This is a genomic window from Sinosporangium siamense (assembly GCF_016863435.1).
GTDB classification, from domain to species: Bacteria; Actinomycetota; Actinomycetes; order Streptosporangiales; family Streptosporangiaceae; genus Sinosporangium; species Sinosporangium siamense.
Window position 1 is genome coordinate 136,773 of record NZ_BOOW01000036.1, and the last position, 13,537, is coordinate 150,309.

Genomic DNA, 13,537 nt, shown 5'->3' on the forward strand with positions numbered 1-13,537 from the left:
CGCGGGCACGACCACGCCGCGTGTCTCACCCGCCGGATCGTCTGATCCAGACTCTTCATCGTCAACCCTTTCGTGGGGCCATGCCGGACGGTCGCTTCGAGTCATGTCGGATCACAGGGCGCGAACGCGAGCTTCGTAGCGGTCGAGAAGATCGCGATTCACCCGGTCTCCGCCGGGCGCGTTGCTCGAAGCCCAGCTTTCCGCCGACGAGATATCCGAAGTCAGGAGGCTCGTCGCATCGAGGAGCGTCCAGGCCAGCGCGAAGGAGTTGGCGGCGGTCGCAAGCGGCACTGTGAGGCCGGCGTCGCCGATCGACGATACGTCCCCAGGGGGTACGCGGGTGTCGACGTGTATGTCCGAGACGTTGGAGAGAGCAGTGTCCCCGAGGAATCGTGAAGGATGGCCATCCGGAATGGCAGCCTCGCACTGCAGTGATGAGTATCCGACCACGAGTGCCCCTCGTTGCCGGGCGCCGAGCCCCATTTCGATAACCGTGGCGTTCACTCCGAACGCGTTGACGATGAGCACGATGTCGCCGTCGCCGACGCCGTGCTCGTCGAGGAGTCGTGCGGCTCGCCCTGGCGTACGCTCGTTCGTCGTGGAGCGGGCCGCCCCCTGCGTGAGGAGGGTGTCTTGATCCACGATCGGCGAGACCGCCGCGAGCATTCCCGGGCGATAGAAGACGTCGAGGACTGCGAGGTGGGAATGCCCGCCCGGGCCGGCCACGTGCACGAGCCGGCCGCATCCGACTCGGTCCGCGATCGCGCGAGCCGCTCGCGAGACCGGCTCTCGGTTCGTGCGGATGATCTCGTGATGCAACGCCGTGACGCTCGAGGCGAGGACCGCACCGAGGCCCGGTGAATCCGCGTCGTGATCGAGCTCGTATCCCGCCGATAATGTGCTGCCTGTCACGATTCGGTGCTCACGCGGCCGAAACGCGATCGAGGATCGCGTCGACCGCGGCCTCGCTGCAGATACCGAACGCATCGACCGCGGGCGCGACGATAACGCCGACCCGCTCGTTGGCGATGGTCACAGCACGCATCATCCCGTTGACGACAAGGGCGACCACACCTCCCGCCTCCGACTCGGCGACGATCTCGGCGATCGTCGCGTGATCCCTCGCCGACACGGACGTCTCGGGCACGACGACAGGGAGCAGCACCGTCTCGCCCTCACGACGCAGTTCGCGGACTGCCTCGGCGGAGGCGGTGCGTGCCGCGAGGGTGACCGCGATTCCTCGCGCGGACGCGGCATCCGCGATTCTCTTCGCGAGGACACTCTCCCCGATCACCACGAGGTCGCGCGTCGACGCGACGGCACCGGCGGCGTCGACGGTGAAGGCGCGGCTCGGATCGTCCCATCGCGATGGCAAGTCGAGCGCTTTGGGGTCGAGGGCGGGCTCCCCGTGGCCGGCGATGGTGCGGCGAAGGCCCGTGAGCCGCTCGACCGACCGGTCGATCTCGGCGATGGAGAGCCGGCCGTCATCGACGGCCGCACGGACGGCCGCGACCAGACTGGGCAGGAGATCCGCCTCGCACTTGGCGTTGACAACGTCGGCGCCGGCGGCCAACGCGAGCACCGCCGCCTCCTCCGGCGACCAGCGGTCACTGATGGCGGCCATCCTCAGTGAATCGGTGATGATGACACCGTCGAACTGCAGACGCTCACGAAGCCATTCGCGGTTGACCTTTGCCGACACGCTTGCCGGCTCGTCCACCCCGAGGGCCGGCAGGACCACGTGACCCACCATGATGCTCTCGACGCCGGCGGCGATCGCGTCGCCGAACGGAGGAACGTGGATCTCATCGAGTTCACCGCGCGTCCGGTCGATCACCGGAAGCCCGAGATGGCTGTCGATCACACTGTCGCCGTGTCCTGGGAAGTGTTTCGCGCAGGAGATGATGCCTCCGTCGCGGAAGCCGCGAACCTGTGCGCTCCCGAGTTCTGATGTCTTCGCCGAGTCGACGCCGAACGCACGGACCCCGAGGATTGGATCACTCTCCGTCGTGCGTACATCGACCGTCGGACTGAATGTCCAGTCGTAGCCCACGGCACGCGCCTCCCGGGCGGCCTGGAGCGCCGTCCGGTACGCCACATCGACGTCACCTGTCAGCCCGATGCCCGCGGGGTAGGGAAGCTCCGTGCCTATTCGCCCGAGGCTATAGCCGATACCGGATTCGAGATTGCCGGAGATCAGGGGGGCGCGCACGCCGGCGGCGGCGGCCTCGGCTCGCACGGCCGCGTGGTAGCGGGCGGCCGCGGAGGCGGACATGTCCACGACACTGTGCAGGACACCGACCCCGGCTCGGATCGCTGCTCTCGTCGCCTCATCCGGCAGCCCATCCGGGCCGACACCTGGCAAGACCAGGAGACATGCGGCGATACGCCGATCGAGGTCGAGAAGGCCGGTCGAGTCGTCGACAGCAGAAACTGGTACTTGACGGGAAACGTTGGGCATGCGTTAGTTTCTATCAAACGTTTGCAGAAAATCCTAGAGGTAGACAAATGCAGACATCGATGAAGGCAGCACTCATCGCAGGCTCCACCGCGATGGCGCTGATGCTCAGCGGATGCGGGCTCGGGTCCGGACAGGTCGCGGATGCGGATCTGAACGGACAGATCGAGGGCACCATCACATTCCAGACCATGCAACTGTCGCCGACGTTCGACGACTACATCAACGGGCTCATCAAACGGTTCGAGGCCGAGCACCCGAACACGACCGTCAAGTGGACGGACATTCCGAGCGATCAGACGGCCCGGAAGGTGAGCGCTGACGCGGCCGCCGGTTCGCTGCCCGACGTGATGGACCTCGACTCGGCGACACTCGCCCCACTCGGGCGCGATGGCCGAGTCGTCGACATGGCGGACGCGGCGGGCGGGCTGAAGGAGGACTACGTCGCCTCCGCGTGGAACTCGTTCGACTACGGCGACGTCTCGGTCGCCGCACTGCCCTGGTACGTGAACTCCCCGGTGCTGCTGGCGAACTCGGCACTTGTCACGAAGGCGGGTTCGCCGGCCACCCCGACGACGTACTCCGAACTGCTCGACGTCTCGGCCAAGATCGCCAAGGAAAGCGGCAAGGCCGGTTTTCAGCCGGAGTCGGTCCGGTTCCCGGACTACCTACTGAGCGTGGGCGTTCCGCTCGTCAACGAGGATTCGACTAAGGCGCGGGTCAACACCGCCGAGGCGCACAAGTTTGTCCAGAAGCTCGCAGATCTCTATGCGAGCGGCGGCATCCCCGCAGACTCGGTCACCGCCGCCCCGCGCGCCGAGATCGACACCTTCTCTCAGGGCGCGACCGTCTACCTTGAGACCGGCGCCTCGCGCCTGAAGATCCTTAAAGAGAACGCACCGGCCGTCTACGACGCAATCGCCGTCGAAGAGCCGATGGGCGCGGCCGACGGAAAGACGTGGGTCGTCGCTCACGGGCTGGCCGTGCCGAAGAGCAGCAAGAACGCGGCCACTGCGTTGGCCTTTGCGAAGTTTGTGACCAACGCGCAGAACCAGCTCGCTCTGGCCCAACAGTCCGCTGTGTTCCCGAGCGCCGTGAAGGCCCTCAACGATCCCTTCTTCACGGCCAAACCCACGGACGCGCCGACGGAGGCGAGGAAGATGGTCGCCAAGATCCTCTTCGACGGCCGGACGACACCGAAGCCGCCCGCTGTCGATGCCGAGTACGCGACCACGCTGTGGGCTTCGCTTCAGTCGGCGATCACGGGTGAGGTGCCGGTCGCGGACGCGCTCGCGGCGGCGGAAACGCGGCTCACGGAGATGCTTCAGAAGCGAAGCAAGTGACAGCGGTCAGCGAATCGAGCGTCCGGCGTCATCGCTGGTGGGTGCCCCTCCTTTTCATTGGACCCGTTCTGCTCGTCCAGCTCGCTTTCTTGTTCACCCCGCTCTTGAACACGTTCGTACTCGCGTTCACCGACGCGAGTACGATCGGCGGCGGCACGTTCACCGGCCTCGCCAATTTCGAGGAGATGTTCTCGTCCGCCTCCTTCTGGGAGGCGGTCGGTCACACCGGTCTCTACGTCCTGCTGGCGACACCGTTCATCGTCGGCATCTCCATCGGGCTGGCGATCCTTATCAACACGAGGATGCGCGGAGCCGGCATCGTCCGGCCCATCCTGTTCTCCCCACTCGTGCTCCCGATGGCGGTCGTCGCGCTCATGTTCCAGTATGTGCTCGCCTCGGACGGCCTCGCGAACCAACTCCTGCAGGGACTGCATCTGGTCGCGGCACCCGTGCCCTTCCTCACGAACACGCATCTGGCGCTGATCAGCTGCGTGATCGTCACGATCTGGAAGGGCTGCGGCCTGTACACCATGATCTTGCTCGCGGCGTTGCAGAACGTCTCGAGAGAGCTCAACGAAGCCGCGGAACTCGACGGGGCGTCATGGTTGCGGCGCACGTTCAGCGTCACCATCCCGCAGATCAGCGGCACGATCTCCCTGGTCACCGTACTGACCGCGATCTCGGCCCTCCGCGCCTTCACCGAGCCGTACGTGCTCACTGCCGGCGGGCCCGGGACGTCGTCAACGACAATCGTCGTCCATCTGTTCTCGAAGGGAATCGCCCCCGGAACGGAGGCTGGATACGCTTCGGCGATCAGCCTTGTGCTCTTCGTGTTCGTCCTCGCCGTCTCGTCCGCGTCCTGGCTTCTCACCCGAAAAGGTCGTGCATGATGACCGCTCACTCACAGGCGACGTCCGTACGGCGGCGGCGGGGACGAAACGACATTCGACCGCTCGAGCGCACGATACGGTGGGTGCTCATGCTCGTCGCCCTAAGCGTTGTGCTCGCGCCACTCCTCTGGCAGCTGAGCACGGCGCTGAAGGGGCCAGGCGAGTCGACAGTCGGATTCCCCGGGGACCTGATCCCATCAGACCCCACGTTCGCCAATTTCGTCGCGGCGTTCACGACGGTGCCACTTGGCCGCTATCTCTTGAACTCGGCGGCGATCGCCGTTCTCGGGGTGACGATCAACCTCGTCCTCGCGACCCTGACGGGTTACGCCCTTGCCCGGATTCCCTTCCGCGGACGCGGCCTGTATGTGAGCGTCCTCCTCGCCACGGCTGCACTGCCCTTCGAGGTCATCCTCGTCTCGACCCTGCTGGTGACCCGCGGCCTCGGACTGAAGGACACGCTGATCGGCGTCGTCCTCCCCCAAGCCGTCTCCATCGTCTCGATCTTCGTGATGCGACAGGCGTTCATCGGAATCCCGAACGAGATCGAGGAAGCGGCCGTCATGGACGGGGCCGGCCCGGCTCGAACATTCTGGTCGATCATGCTGCCGTCGGTGCACGGGTCGGTGGCAGTTGTCGCGGTGCTCGGTTTCATCGACAGCTGGGACCTCTTCCTCTGGCCTCTCGTGATCCTGAGCGACCCGGCCAACTATCCGGTGAACGTCGGTGTGCAATTCTTGTCGGGCGCCTTCTCCGCAGATCAGCGGGTGATTAGCGCCGCAACGTTGATCGTCATGGCTCCGCCGCTTCTCGTGTTCTTTTTGCTTCAGCGACAGGTCTTCTCAGGTCTGGCCGAAGGCGCCCTCAAAGGATGAGTGGGATGGTGACCCAATGAACCGAACAGGTCCGGCAAAGCTGAAGGACGTGGCGGAAGCGGCCGGCGTCTCGATTTCCACGGTCTCGAGGGTGTTCTCCAATCCAGAGCTGCTCTCGCCGACCACGGTTCAACACGTGCGTGAGGTCGCCGAGCGACTCCGGTTCACGCCGAACGTCCTTGCCCGTGCGTTGATCACCGGCGTTCCGGCGAACATCGGCCTGATCGTGCCGGACATCACCAACCCCTACATGACGACGGTATTGAAGGCTGCCCAGGGCCGTTCGCGGCTCTCTGGCGTGGGGGTGCTGGTCGCCGACACCGATGAGAGTGTGGTGTTCGAGCGGCAAGCGGCCGCTCAACTCGCTCCGCAGTCCCGAGGTCTGATCCTCTGCGCGCCCCGGATGAGTTCTACACACATCCGGGAGATCGCCTCTATCGTGCCGGTCGTCTTGATCAACCGTGTGGTCAGCGGTGTCCCGTCCGTCGTCACCGACTCCGGGCCGGCGATCGGTGAGATCATCGCTCACCTCGCCGAACTCGGACATCGCAGAGTCGCCTATCTGCCCGGCCCATCGCGCTCATGGGCCAACCGGCAGCGACTCAAAGCCGTCGCGAAGCGAACCGGTGGCTTGGGCATCGACTTAACCGTGCTCAACGAGACCGCTGCGAGATATGAGGACGGGATCGAGGCGGCATCAGCCGTGGTCGAGGCCTCGGTGACCGCCGTCATCGCCTTCGATGACATCCTGGCATCCGGAATCATCCAAGGTCTGCGAAGAACCGGCAGATCGGTGCCGGACGACGTCTCCGTGATCGGGCACGACGACGTGATTGCCGCCCTCGTCCAGCCGGGTCTGACCACTATCGCCGCCTACAGCGATCGAGTCGGGCGCCTCGCCGTCGAACGGCTGCTTGATCCGGACGGGGAACAGCATCGCGAGGCGTCGATCGCTGTACGCGCCGATCTCGTCCCGCGAGAGTCCGTCGGGCGACCGTGAAAGCCGCTGGTGTGAGCGAGTCCGGCGCCCCGTACGACCTGCCTTCGCTCTGGGAAGCAGACGGCGCCGCACCATCGATCGCGCGTTGGGAGCGCCGCCGAGAGCGCATTCGTGAGTCCTTCGCGAATGCGGTCTACGGGCACACCCCCACCGGGGGCCGGCTGGACGATGTCACCGTCGTCTCCCGCCGCGCCGACGCCCTCGGCGGCTCGGCGATTCGCATCGAGGCGGACCTGATCCTCGCCGGCCCCCTCGGCGTCAGGCGCGCCTCGCTGCTCGTCTACGCACCGGTCTCGGACACGCCCGTTCCGGCCTTCCTCGGCCTCAACTTCTGGGGCAACCACGCCACCACGACCGACACCGACGTGCGTCGCTCGGACGCGGTCGAGGCCGTTGCGAAGGCTCACGGCTCACCCCCCACCGAGCGAGGAAGCGACACCCGGGCCTGGCCGTACCCGCTGATCAACGGTCGTGGATACGCGGTCGCCACGATCTGGTACGAAGAGCTCGAAATCGACCTGCCCGGCTACGCCGACACCGGAGTTCGGGGACTGTTCGGCGCCCCCTCCGGGCTCGGGCAACCAGCGTGGGGGGCGATCGGCGCCTGGGCATGGAGCCTCTCCCGGGCCTTGGACGCACTCGGCGCGATCGATGAGATCGACCAAACGGCGGTAATCGCCGTCGGCCACTCGCGCCTCGGTAAGACAGCACTGTGGGCAGCGGCCCAGGACACCCGCTTCGCCGGCGTCGTGAGCAATGAATCCGGCTGCGGTGGAGCATCCCTGTTCCGGCACGTCGGCGTCGAAGACATCCGAGTGATCACCACGGCGCGGCCGCACTGGTTCACTCCGCGCTTTGCGGAGTATCGTGGCGCCGACCACCTGCTCCCGGTTGACCAGCACCAGCTTGTCGCGCTTGTAGCCCCCCGGCCGACACACGTGGCGAGCGCCACTGACGACCCCGGCGCCGATCCCTACGGAGAGTTCCTGAGCACTCTGCACGCGACTCCGATCTTCGAGCTCTACGGATCGGCCGGGACAGCACCGACGGATCTTGCCCCGCCTGGCGCGGACCTCGCTACAGAGCATGCGTTGCGCGTTCCTTACCCGACGCCCGGTGTCCGTGTCGGTGAGCGCTTGTCATACCACCTTCGCGAAGGCAGGCACGCGATGGTTGAGGAAGACTGGCGTCACGTCCTGGACTTCGCCGACCAGCATTGGACGAACACGGGCTAGTGTGATGCGCCGGAAATTGCACCTGTAATTGGCATGCTTTTCGTGTCGCATGGAGGTCCGCGAGCTGTCGAGGTTGTGCTCTCGTGGGAGGAGCGCATCGACTAATCGCGTCGGGCGTCGGGCGGCGCGGGCGCTCGGGTGGCCGAGCCGGCACAAGTCCCCATTCCGCCGTTACGGCTGCTGGGGCCAAGGATGCGCGACGCCCGCTAGTTTATGCAAACGTTTTCGATATAATCACCTTCATGACCGTTCCTACCTTCTCCATCGCCGCGCACTCCGACCCAGGGACCATGGGTGCCGCTGCTGCGAGATCCGCTGCGCACGCACTGCGTTCGGCGATCGCCGAACGAGGCTCCGCACGGATGATCGCGGCAGCGGCACCGAGCCAGACCGAGGTCTATCGGGCGCTCGCCCTTGAGCCGGACATCGACTGGAGCCGCGTCACGATCCTGCACATGGACGAGTACGTCGGGTTGCCACAGGAGGCGCCTCAACGATTCGGCCACTGGCTTCGGGCCCATCTCGTCAATGCGGTCGAACCGGCTCGCTTCCATGAGATCGGGTCCGAGCTTGGCGTATCCGACGCAATCGCCAGATACGCCGCCTTGCTCGAGGAAGGACCTATCGACCTCGTCTGCCTCGGCATCGGGGTAAACGGGCACATCGCGTTCAACGATCCACCCCATGCGGACATCCAGGATCCCGAGTTCCTTCGCCTTATCCGCCTTGATGAGGTCAGTCGAATCCAGCAGGTAGACGACGGCTGCTTCGCGACGCTCTCCGACGTACCCACCCAAGCCATCACGTTGACCATCCCTGCCCTCATGCGCGGTGGACACCTGGTGTGCTCCGTCCCAGGCGTCCGCAAGGCGGAAGCGGTGCGTGCACTCGTCGAGGAGCCGATTGGTGCCCTGTGGCCCTGCACGGTGCTTCGTCGCCATCCGAGCTGCGAGGTGCATGTCGATCGCGACGCGGCAGGCCTATTGCCGCTCGGCCTGTGAGCACCGCATGCTCCCGCGCGATGCAGAGCGTTCTCGAGGTGTTCTCCATCGTCGTGGCGTCCTCCACCCATACCGTTGAGCCGGGGACCGGCGCGAATGGGGAAGGCGGGTGACCTCAACCGGCATATGGCCGGCTGACGACCTCCGTCTCCGCACTGTCGGGACGAAGGCGGGTGACCCGACGACGGATGCACTGACGCGAGACGCCGAGTTCCTTCGAGGCATGCGCGGTCGGCCGCCCTACCGGCACCCGGCGAACAATCATCCGGCCCGCCGAAGTGAGCCGGGCATTTCCTTCGACCACGAGAATGCCTCCACCTTCGCGTGACGTTGAACACCACCCAAAGTGGAGGCCTTCTCACTACCCCCGCATCACCAGCCTGCCGACCGAGTACATCTAACGTCCGGATACCCACCGAGCCATTCGAGGGCCGAAGCGAGCCTGGCGCTTTTCACGGAAGGCGCGCTGCCCCTCGGCGGCGTCGTCCGTCAACCCCACATCGACGGAGAGCCGGTCCTCGGCCGCGTGTCCATCGTTACGGCCATGGCGAAGGCCGGTGTTCACGGCGTTCTTCGTCGCGGCGAGCGCAGTCGGCGAGCGCAAGGTCAGGTCGTGCGCGAGAGTTCGCGCCTGACTTTGAAGGTCTGCGTCGGGGACCACGGCTTGAACGAGCCCGATCCGGAGGGCTTCGTGGGCCGTGATGATCTCGCCGGTCAGGAGGAGCCGCTTCGCGTTTCCGGCGCCGACATGTTGTGGAAGGCGCTGCGTGCCTCCAGCGGACGCGAAGGTGCCGACCGCGACCTCGGGGAACCCGAAACGTGCCGATTCGGCGGCGATGCGGATGTCGCAGGCGATCGCGAGCTCCGCACCTCCGCCGAGCGTCGTCCCGTTGCAGGCGGCGATGGTCGGGAACGGTGCCTCCTCGATCGCGGTCCACAGGTCTTGTTCGAGATGCGCGGCACTGGACAGCCAGTCGCGTTCCTGACGAAACTCCCTGATGTCGGAACCCACGGAGAAGGCGGTGCCGGTGCCGGTGACTATGGCTGCTCGCAAGCGGGTATCGAGGGCGAGTCCTGCAATGAGCTCCCTAAACGCCTCTTTCGCCGAGGTATTCAAGACGCCGAGGGGTTGCGCCGTGAGCCGGATCAGCGCGATGCCGTCGTCGACGGTGACATCCAGCGCGTCACTCATGAGACCTCCAAAAGGTGACTCCGCCGAACCCTGCTCGATCGCGGCTTCGATGCCATTGTTTCCGCGAGTGCGATCTCTCCTGCACCGAACAGTCGCCTGTCCATGACAGCGAGCTCGGGAGCGATCGTCGGCGGGAAAGTCATCTGTGCGAGCACATCCTGCTCCAAGTCGATCCCGGGAGCGATCTCGACGAGGGTGAAGCCACCCGGGGTCAGCCGGAAGACGGCACGTTCGGTGACGAACATGACCTCCTGCCCATTCTCCAGCGCGTACTTCCCGTTGAAACTGATCTGCTGGACAGCCTCAACAAACTTCGGATGGCGCCCCTCGCTGAGAATCCGCAGTGCGCCGTCCGCGACCTCTACCTTGAGGCCGCCGGCCGTGAACGTTCCGCTGAAAACGATTTTGCGTGCATTTTGGCTGATATTCACGAAGCCGCCCACACCGATGATGCGGTTGTTGAATCGGCTGACGTTGGCATTTCCCGCACGGTCCGCCTCGGCGAACGAGAGGAAGGCGAGGTCGAGGCCGCCGCCGTCGTAGAAGTCGAATTGGTACGGCTGATCCACCATGCAGCTGTAGTTTGTGGCGGCTCCGGCATCGTTCCCGCTTGCCGGAGCGCCGCCGATCAGTCCCTGCTCATTGGTGAAGGTCACTGCATCCGTGACACCTTCATGCCAGGCGACGGCCGCGATCCGGGTCGAGATCCCCGCGCCGAGATTGCATACCGCTCCCGGATAGAGCTCGAGCGCGGCTCGACGTGCGATCACGGTGCGGATATCGATCGGCGGAATCGGAAGGCCGCCCGCAGGGACGCGGATCTCTCCGGCGTAGGCAGGGCTGTACGCGGTGTCATACGTCTGGCGCTGATCCGGGTCGACGACGATCGCATCGATCAGGATCCCGGGGACCTTCACCGATTTCGGCGGCAGTGTGCCCCGCCTAGCGATCCGCCGCACTTGGGCGATCACGATGCCGCCCGCGCGCTTCGTCGCCTGTGCCATCGAGAGCATCTCACCGAAGACAGCCTCCTGCTCCATACTGAGGTTCCCGTCCTCGTCCGCCGTAGTGCCGCGGAGAAGCGCGACATCGGGGCGGAAGGGCTTGTATCGCAGCCATTCCTGGCCATCAAACTCGACAAGCTCTATGAGATCCTCGGTGGCCGAGGCACTCTGCCGGCCACCGAGGGAACGAGGATCCACGAACGTGTGCAGGCCCACTTTCGTGACCAGGCCGGGTCTGCCCGCCGCCATCTCGCGCATCAACTGCGACAGCGCGCCCTGGGGAAGGGTGTATGCCTCGATGGTGTCGGCGGCCGCCATGGCAGCGACCTTCGGGGCATCCGTGAATGCACCGCAGACGACGCGCTTGAGTAGCCCCTCATGAGCCAAATGGCCGACCCCGAGCCGGTCCTCGTCGCCGAGACCGACAGGGTGCAGGGCAGTCAAGCGCTGCGGACTCTCGCTGGCGAGAAATCGATCCTCCAACGCGGCGAGGATCGACTCGGGAACCGCATGACCACCACCGGACCCACCGATCAGCAGGGTGTCGTCGTCCTGGACGAGTTCCGCCGCTTGCGCGGCCGTGAGCACCCTCATGGTCGAGCCCCGGCGACGGTGCCCTCGGCCGTGAGCAGGTCCATGTCCTCCAACGTCGTGCGAATCAGCTCGCGCTCGTCCTCACGGAGCGACAGGAGTGGCTCCCGCATCTGAGTGCTCGGAATCACACCCTGAAGGGCGAGTACCTCCTTCACCCGGGCGCGATAGTTCGCCACCGGCGGGGCGAACACGATATCGGCGAGACGTTGGACGCGCTTGCCGAGCATCCGTGCTTCACCGAGCGATCCGGCCGCGACGAGCTTGATGAGTTCCACCTGCTCTCGCACCATGATGGTTCCGAATCCCAGCAGGGCGCCCTCGGCTCCGAGCACGAGCGACTCGAAGATGAAGTTGTCGTTGCCGGTGAGCATCACGACGTCGTGCGCTGCCTCGCCGACGATCTCGACCGTGTCCATGAAGGTGCGGGCGTCGAAGGATGCCTCCTTTAGTGCGACGACACCGTCGATGGAGAGCAGCCGCTCAAGAACGGGTCGCGGGATCACGGCGCCCCCGAGGGCAGGCTGGAGCTGGAAGAGGATCATCGGCACGCCCGCCTCCGCGATCGCCGAATGGTAGCGGTATGGGATCTCGGGGTCGAGTGGCGTCGAGTAGTAGGCCGGGATAGGGAACACGAGCAACGCGTCAGCGCCGATCGCTCGATACTCACGCGCCTGCCGGCGCGCTGCCTCCGTGTAGGGGCCTCCGAGCCCGGCGACCAGCCCGACGCCGGACGGCAGCTCTTCACGCACGATCTCGAGCACTCGGCGACGCTCCGCCGGAGAGAGGTGCGCAGTTTCACCGGTGTCCACGTTGATCGCCAAAGCGGTCACGCCCTGGCCGGCGACCCAGCGAATGTATGGGCGCAGGGCCGCCTCATCCGGCTTTTGATCCGGCGTCATCGGCACCACCGTGGCGGCAGTGAGTCCCCTGAAGTCGATGGCAGTCACTCACTGTTCCTTTCGTCCTGACTCTTAAGAGGCAGTCGTTGTGTCTCGTCGATCACCAGATGCTCCATCCGCCGTCCACCGTCATCACGGAGCCGGTTGCGAAGTTGAGCTCGTCACCGGCCAGGATCGCCACGGCCGCCGCGATCTCGTCAGCCCGGCCGAGTCGACCGAGGAGCTGGCGATCGGCGAGGCGCCGCCGGTATGTCTTCGGGTCGCCGACATCTCGATCGATCTTGTCGAAGTACGGAGTGTCGATCGTGCCTGGCGCAACACAGTTCACACGGATGTTCTGGGGCGCATGATCGACGGCCATCGCACGGGTCAGGCCGATGACGGCGGCCTTGGTCATGCTGTATGCGGCGCGGTCCGGAGTCGCGATCTGGCCGAGCACCGAGGCGATGTTCACGATGCTGCCCCCTCGCTCCCGCATCGCCTCCACGGCTCGTCGACTGCCGAGGAAGACCCCGGTAACGTTCGTCTCGAAGATCGCGTTCCACGCGGCCAGGGTCGTCTGCGTGATATCGGCTTTGATTCCGTAGCCAGCGCTGTTGACCAGGATGTCCCACCCGCCATGCATGGCGGCCGCAACACCGTCCCAGGTCTCTTCGCGACCGACATCACCGACGACCACGCGCAGCCGATCACGCGCCTCCGCGAGCACTTGAATCGATGGGGGATCCATCGCCGTCCTGTCGACGACCAGCACCTCGGCCCCGTCTCTGATGAGCCGCTCGGTCACAGCCAGGCCGATTCCCGACCCGCCTCCTGTGACGACGGCGCGCTTTCCCTCGAACTGCATTGGTCCTCCTAGTGGGAACGATTGCAGCACGAGCTTTTTTGGTTCGTCAACTCCCCGCTGGCTCCGCTGAAGACAGCATCGGGGATGCTTGTGAAACCATGACTAGCCGGGTCAAACAGGACTTGAATCCGTCGGCCGCCTATGCGTATGCTAGCCGGGCTACATACTCGAAACGATTGCAGAAAGACTGTGATCGTCT

At 65.5% G+C, this 13,537-nt stretch carries 12 protein-coding genes; 6 read left to right on the forward strand and 6 right to left on the reverse strand.

Features of this window, described 5'->3' with window-relative positions; all coding sequences use genetic code 11:
- Positions 1-111 precede the first annotated feature (111 nt).
- Both Ssi02_RS28065 and Ssi02_RS28070 read right to left on the reverse strand, forming a co-directional pair.
- Positions 112-987: a sugar isomerase domain-containing protein gene (locus Ssi02_RS28065; RefSeq protein WP_275410751.1), complete on the reverse strand. Its 876-nt coding sequence runs from the start codon at positions 985-987 to the stop codon at positions 112-114.
- Positions 923-2,275 (reverse strand): glycoside hydrolase family 3 N-terminal domain-containing protein, encoded by a 1,353-nt coding sequence (locus Ssi02_RS28070; protein ID WP_204030585.1) that lies wholly within the window; start codon positions 2,273-2,275, stop codon positions 923-925. The genes Ssi02_RS28065 and Ssi02_RS28070 overlap by 65 nt, the downstream gene beginning before the upstream one ends.
- Positions 2,276-2,520: 245 nt before the next feature.
- Here Ssi02_RS28070 and Ssi02_RS28075 point away from each other — a divergent pair, with 245 nt between their 5' ends.
- The 6 genes from Ssi02_RS28075 (at position 2,521) to Ssi02_RS28100 (ending at position 8,802) form a co-directional block, all read left to right on the forward strand.
- A complete protein-coding gene (locus Ssi02_RS28075) occupies positions 2,521-3,801 on the forward strand; it encodes an ABC transporter substrate-binding protein (protein ID WP_204030586.1) in 1,281 nt (426 codons plus the stop codon).
- A gap of 89 nt (positions 3,802-3,890) precedes the next feature.
- Positions 3,891-4,691 (forward strand): carbohydrate ABC transporter permease, encoded by an 801-nt coding sequence (locus tag Ssi02_RS28080; RefSeq protein ID WP_204030587.1) that lies wholly within the window; start codon positions 3,891-3,893, stop codon positions 4,689-4,691.
- Positions 4,692-4,780: 89 nt separating this feature from the next.
- Positions 4,781-5,566 carry a carbohydrate ABC transporter permease gene (locus Ssi02_RS28085; RefSeq protein WP_204030588.1) on the forward strand — a complete coding sequence of 262 codons (786 nt, stop codon included), beginning with the start codon at positions 4,781-4,783 and terminating at the stop codon, positions 5,564-5,566.
- 16 nt (positions 5,567-5,582) lie between these two features.
- Complete coding sequence (locus tag Ssi02_RS28090; RefSeq protein WP_204030589.1) at positions 5,583-6,566, forward strand: LacI family DNA-binding transcriptional regulator; 984 nt, start codon at positions 5,583-5,585, stop codon at positions 6,564-6,566.
- 11 nt (positions 6,567-6,577) lie between these two features.
- A complete protein-coding gene (locus Ssi02_RS28095) occupies positions 6,578-7,801 on the forward strand; it encodes a glucuronyl esterase domain-containing protein (protein WP_204030590.1) in 1,224 nt (407 codons plus the stop codon).
- 290 nt (positions 7,802-8,091) lie between these two features.
- A complete protein-coding gene (locus tag Ssi02_RS28100) occupies positions 8,092-8,802 on the forward strand; it encodes a 6-phosphogluconolactonase (RefSeq protein WP_239129876.1) in 711 nt (236 codons plus the stop codon).
- A gap of 397 nt (positions 8,803-9,199) precedes the next feature.
- Here the strand turns inward: Ssi02_RS28100 and Ssi02_RS28110 are convergent, their stop codons facing one another.
- Genes Ssi02_RS28110 through Ssi02_RS28125 form a run of 4 tightly spaced genes read right to left on the reverse strand, consistent with a single transcriptional unit; the run spans position 9,200 to position 13,338 of the window.
- Positions 9,200-9,994, reverse strand: a complete 795-nt coding sequence (locus Ssi02_RS28110) for an enoyl-CoA hydratase/isomerase family protein (protein WP_204030593.1) — start codon at positions 9,992-9,994, stop codon at positions 9,200-9,202.
- On the reverse strand, positions 9,991-11,592 hold the full coding sequence (locus Ssi02_RS28115) for an acyl CoA:acetate/3-ketoacid CoA transferase (protein ID WP_204030594.1): 1,602 nt from the start codon (positions 11,590-11,592) through the stop codon (positions 9,991-9,993). Before Ssi02_RS28115 ends, Ssi02_RS28110 begins: the two co-directional genes overlap by 4 nt.
- Positions 11,589-12,539, reverse strand: a complete 951-nt coding sequence (locus Ssi02_RS28120) for a dihydrodipicolinate synthase family protein (protein ID WP_204030595.1) — start codon at positions 12,537-12,539, stop codon at positions 11,589-11,591. Before Ssi02_RS28120 ends, Ssi02_RS28115 begins: the two co-directional genes overlap by 4 nt.
- Before the next feature lie 52 nt (positions 12,540-12,591).
- A complete protein-coding gene (locus Ssi02_RS28125; RefSeq protein ID WP_275410752.1) occupies positions 12,592-13,338 on the reverse strand; it encodes an SDR family NAD(P)-dependent oxidoreductase in 747 nt (248 codons plus the stop codon).
- Positions 13,339-13,537: the final 199 nt, after the last annotated feature.

What these genes read in the sequence shown, in the direction of transcription:
- Ssi02_RS28065 (WP_275410751.1), bottom strand. Translation starts at nt 987, where the DNA reads ATGCGTTCGGTATCTGCAGCGAGGCCGCGGTCGACGCGATCCTCGATC.
- Ssi02_RS28070 (WP_204030585.1), bottom strand. Translation starts at nt 2,275, where the DNA reads ATGTCCGCCTCCGCGGCCGCCCGCTACCACGCGGCCGTGCGAGCCGAG.
- Ssi02_RS28075 (WP_204030586.1), top strand. Translation starts at nt 2,521, where the DNA reads ATGAAGGCAGCACTCATCGCAGGCTCCACCGCGATGGCGCTGATGCTC.
- Ssi02_RS28085 (WP_204030588.1), top strand. Translation starts at nt 4,781, where the DNA reads ATGCTCGTCGCCCTAAGCGTTGTGCTCGCGCCACTCCTCTGGCAGCTG.
- Ssi02_RS28090 (WP_204030589.1), top strand. Translation starts at nt 5,583, where the DNA reads ATGAACCGAACAGGTCCGGCAAAGCTGAAGGACGTGGCGGAAGCGGCC.
- Ssi02_RS28100 (WP_239129876.1), top strand. Translation starts at nt 8,092, where the DNA reads ATGGGTGCCGCTGCTGCGAGATCCGCTGCGCACGCACTGCGTTCGGCG.
- Ssi02_RS28110 (WP_204030593.1), bottom strand. Translation starts at nt 9,994, where the DNA reads ATGAGTGACGCGCTGGATGTCACCGTCGACGACGGCATCGCGCTGATC.
- Ssi02_RS28115 (WP_204030594.1), bottom strand. Translation starts at nt 11,592, where the DNA reads ATGAGGGTGCTCACGGCCGCGCAAGCGGCGGAACTCGTCCAGGACGAC.
- Ssi02_RS28125 (WP_275410752.1), bottom strand. Translation starts at nt 13,338, where the DNA reads ATGCAGTTCGAGGGAAAGCGCGCCGTCGTCACAGGAGGCGGGTCGGGA.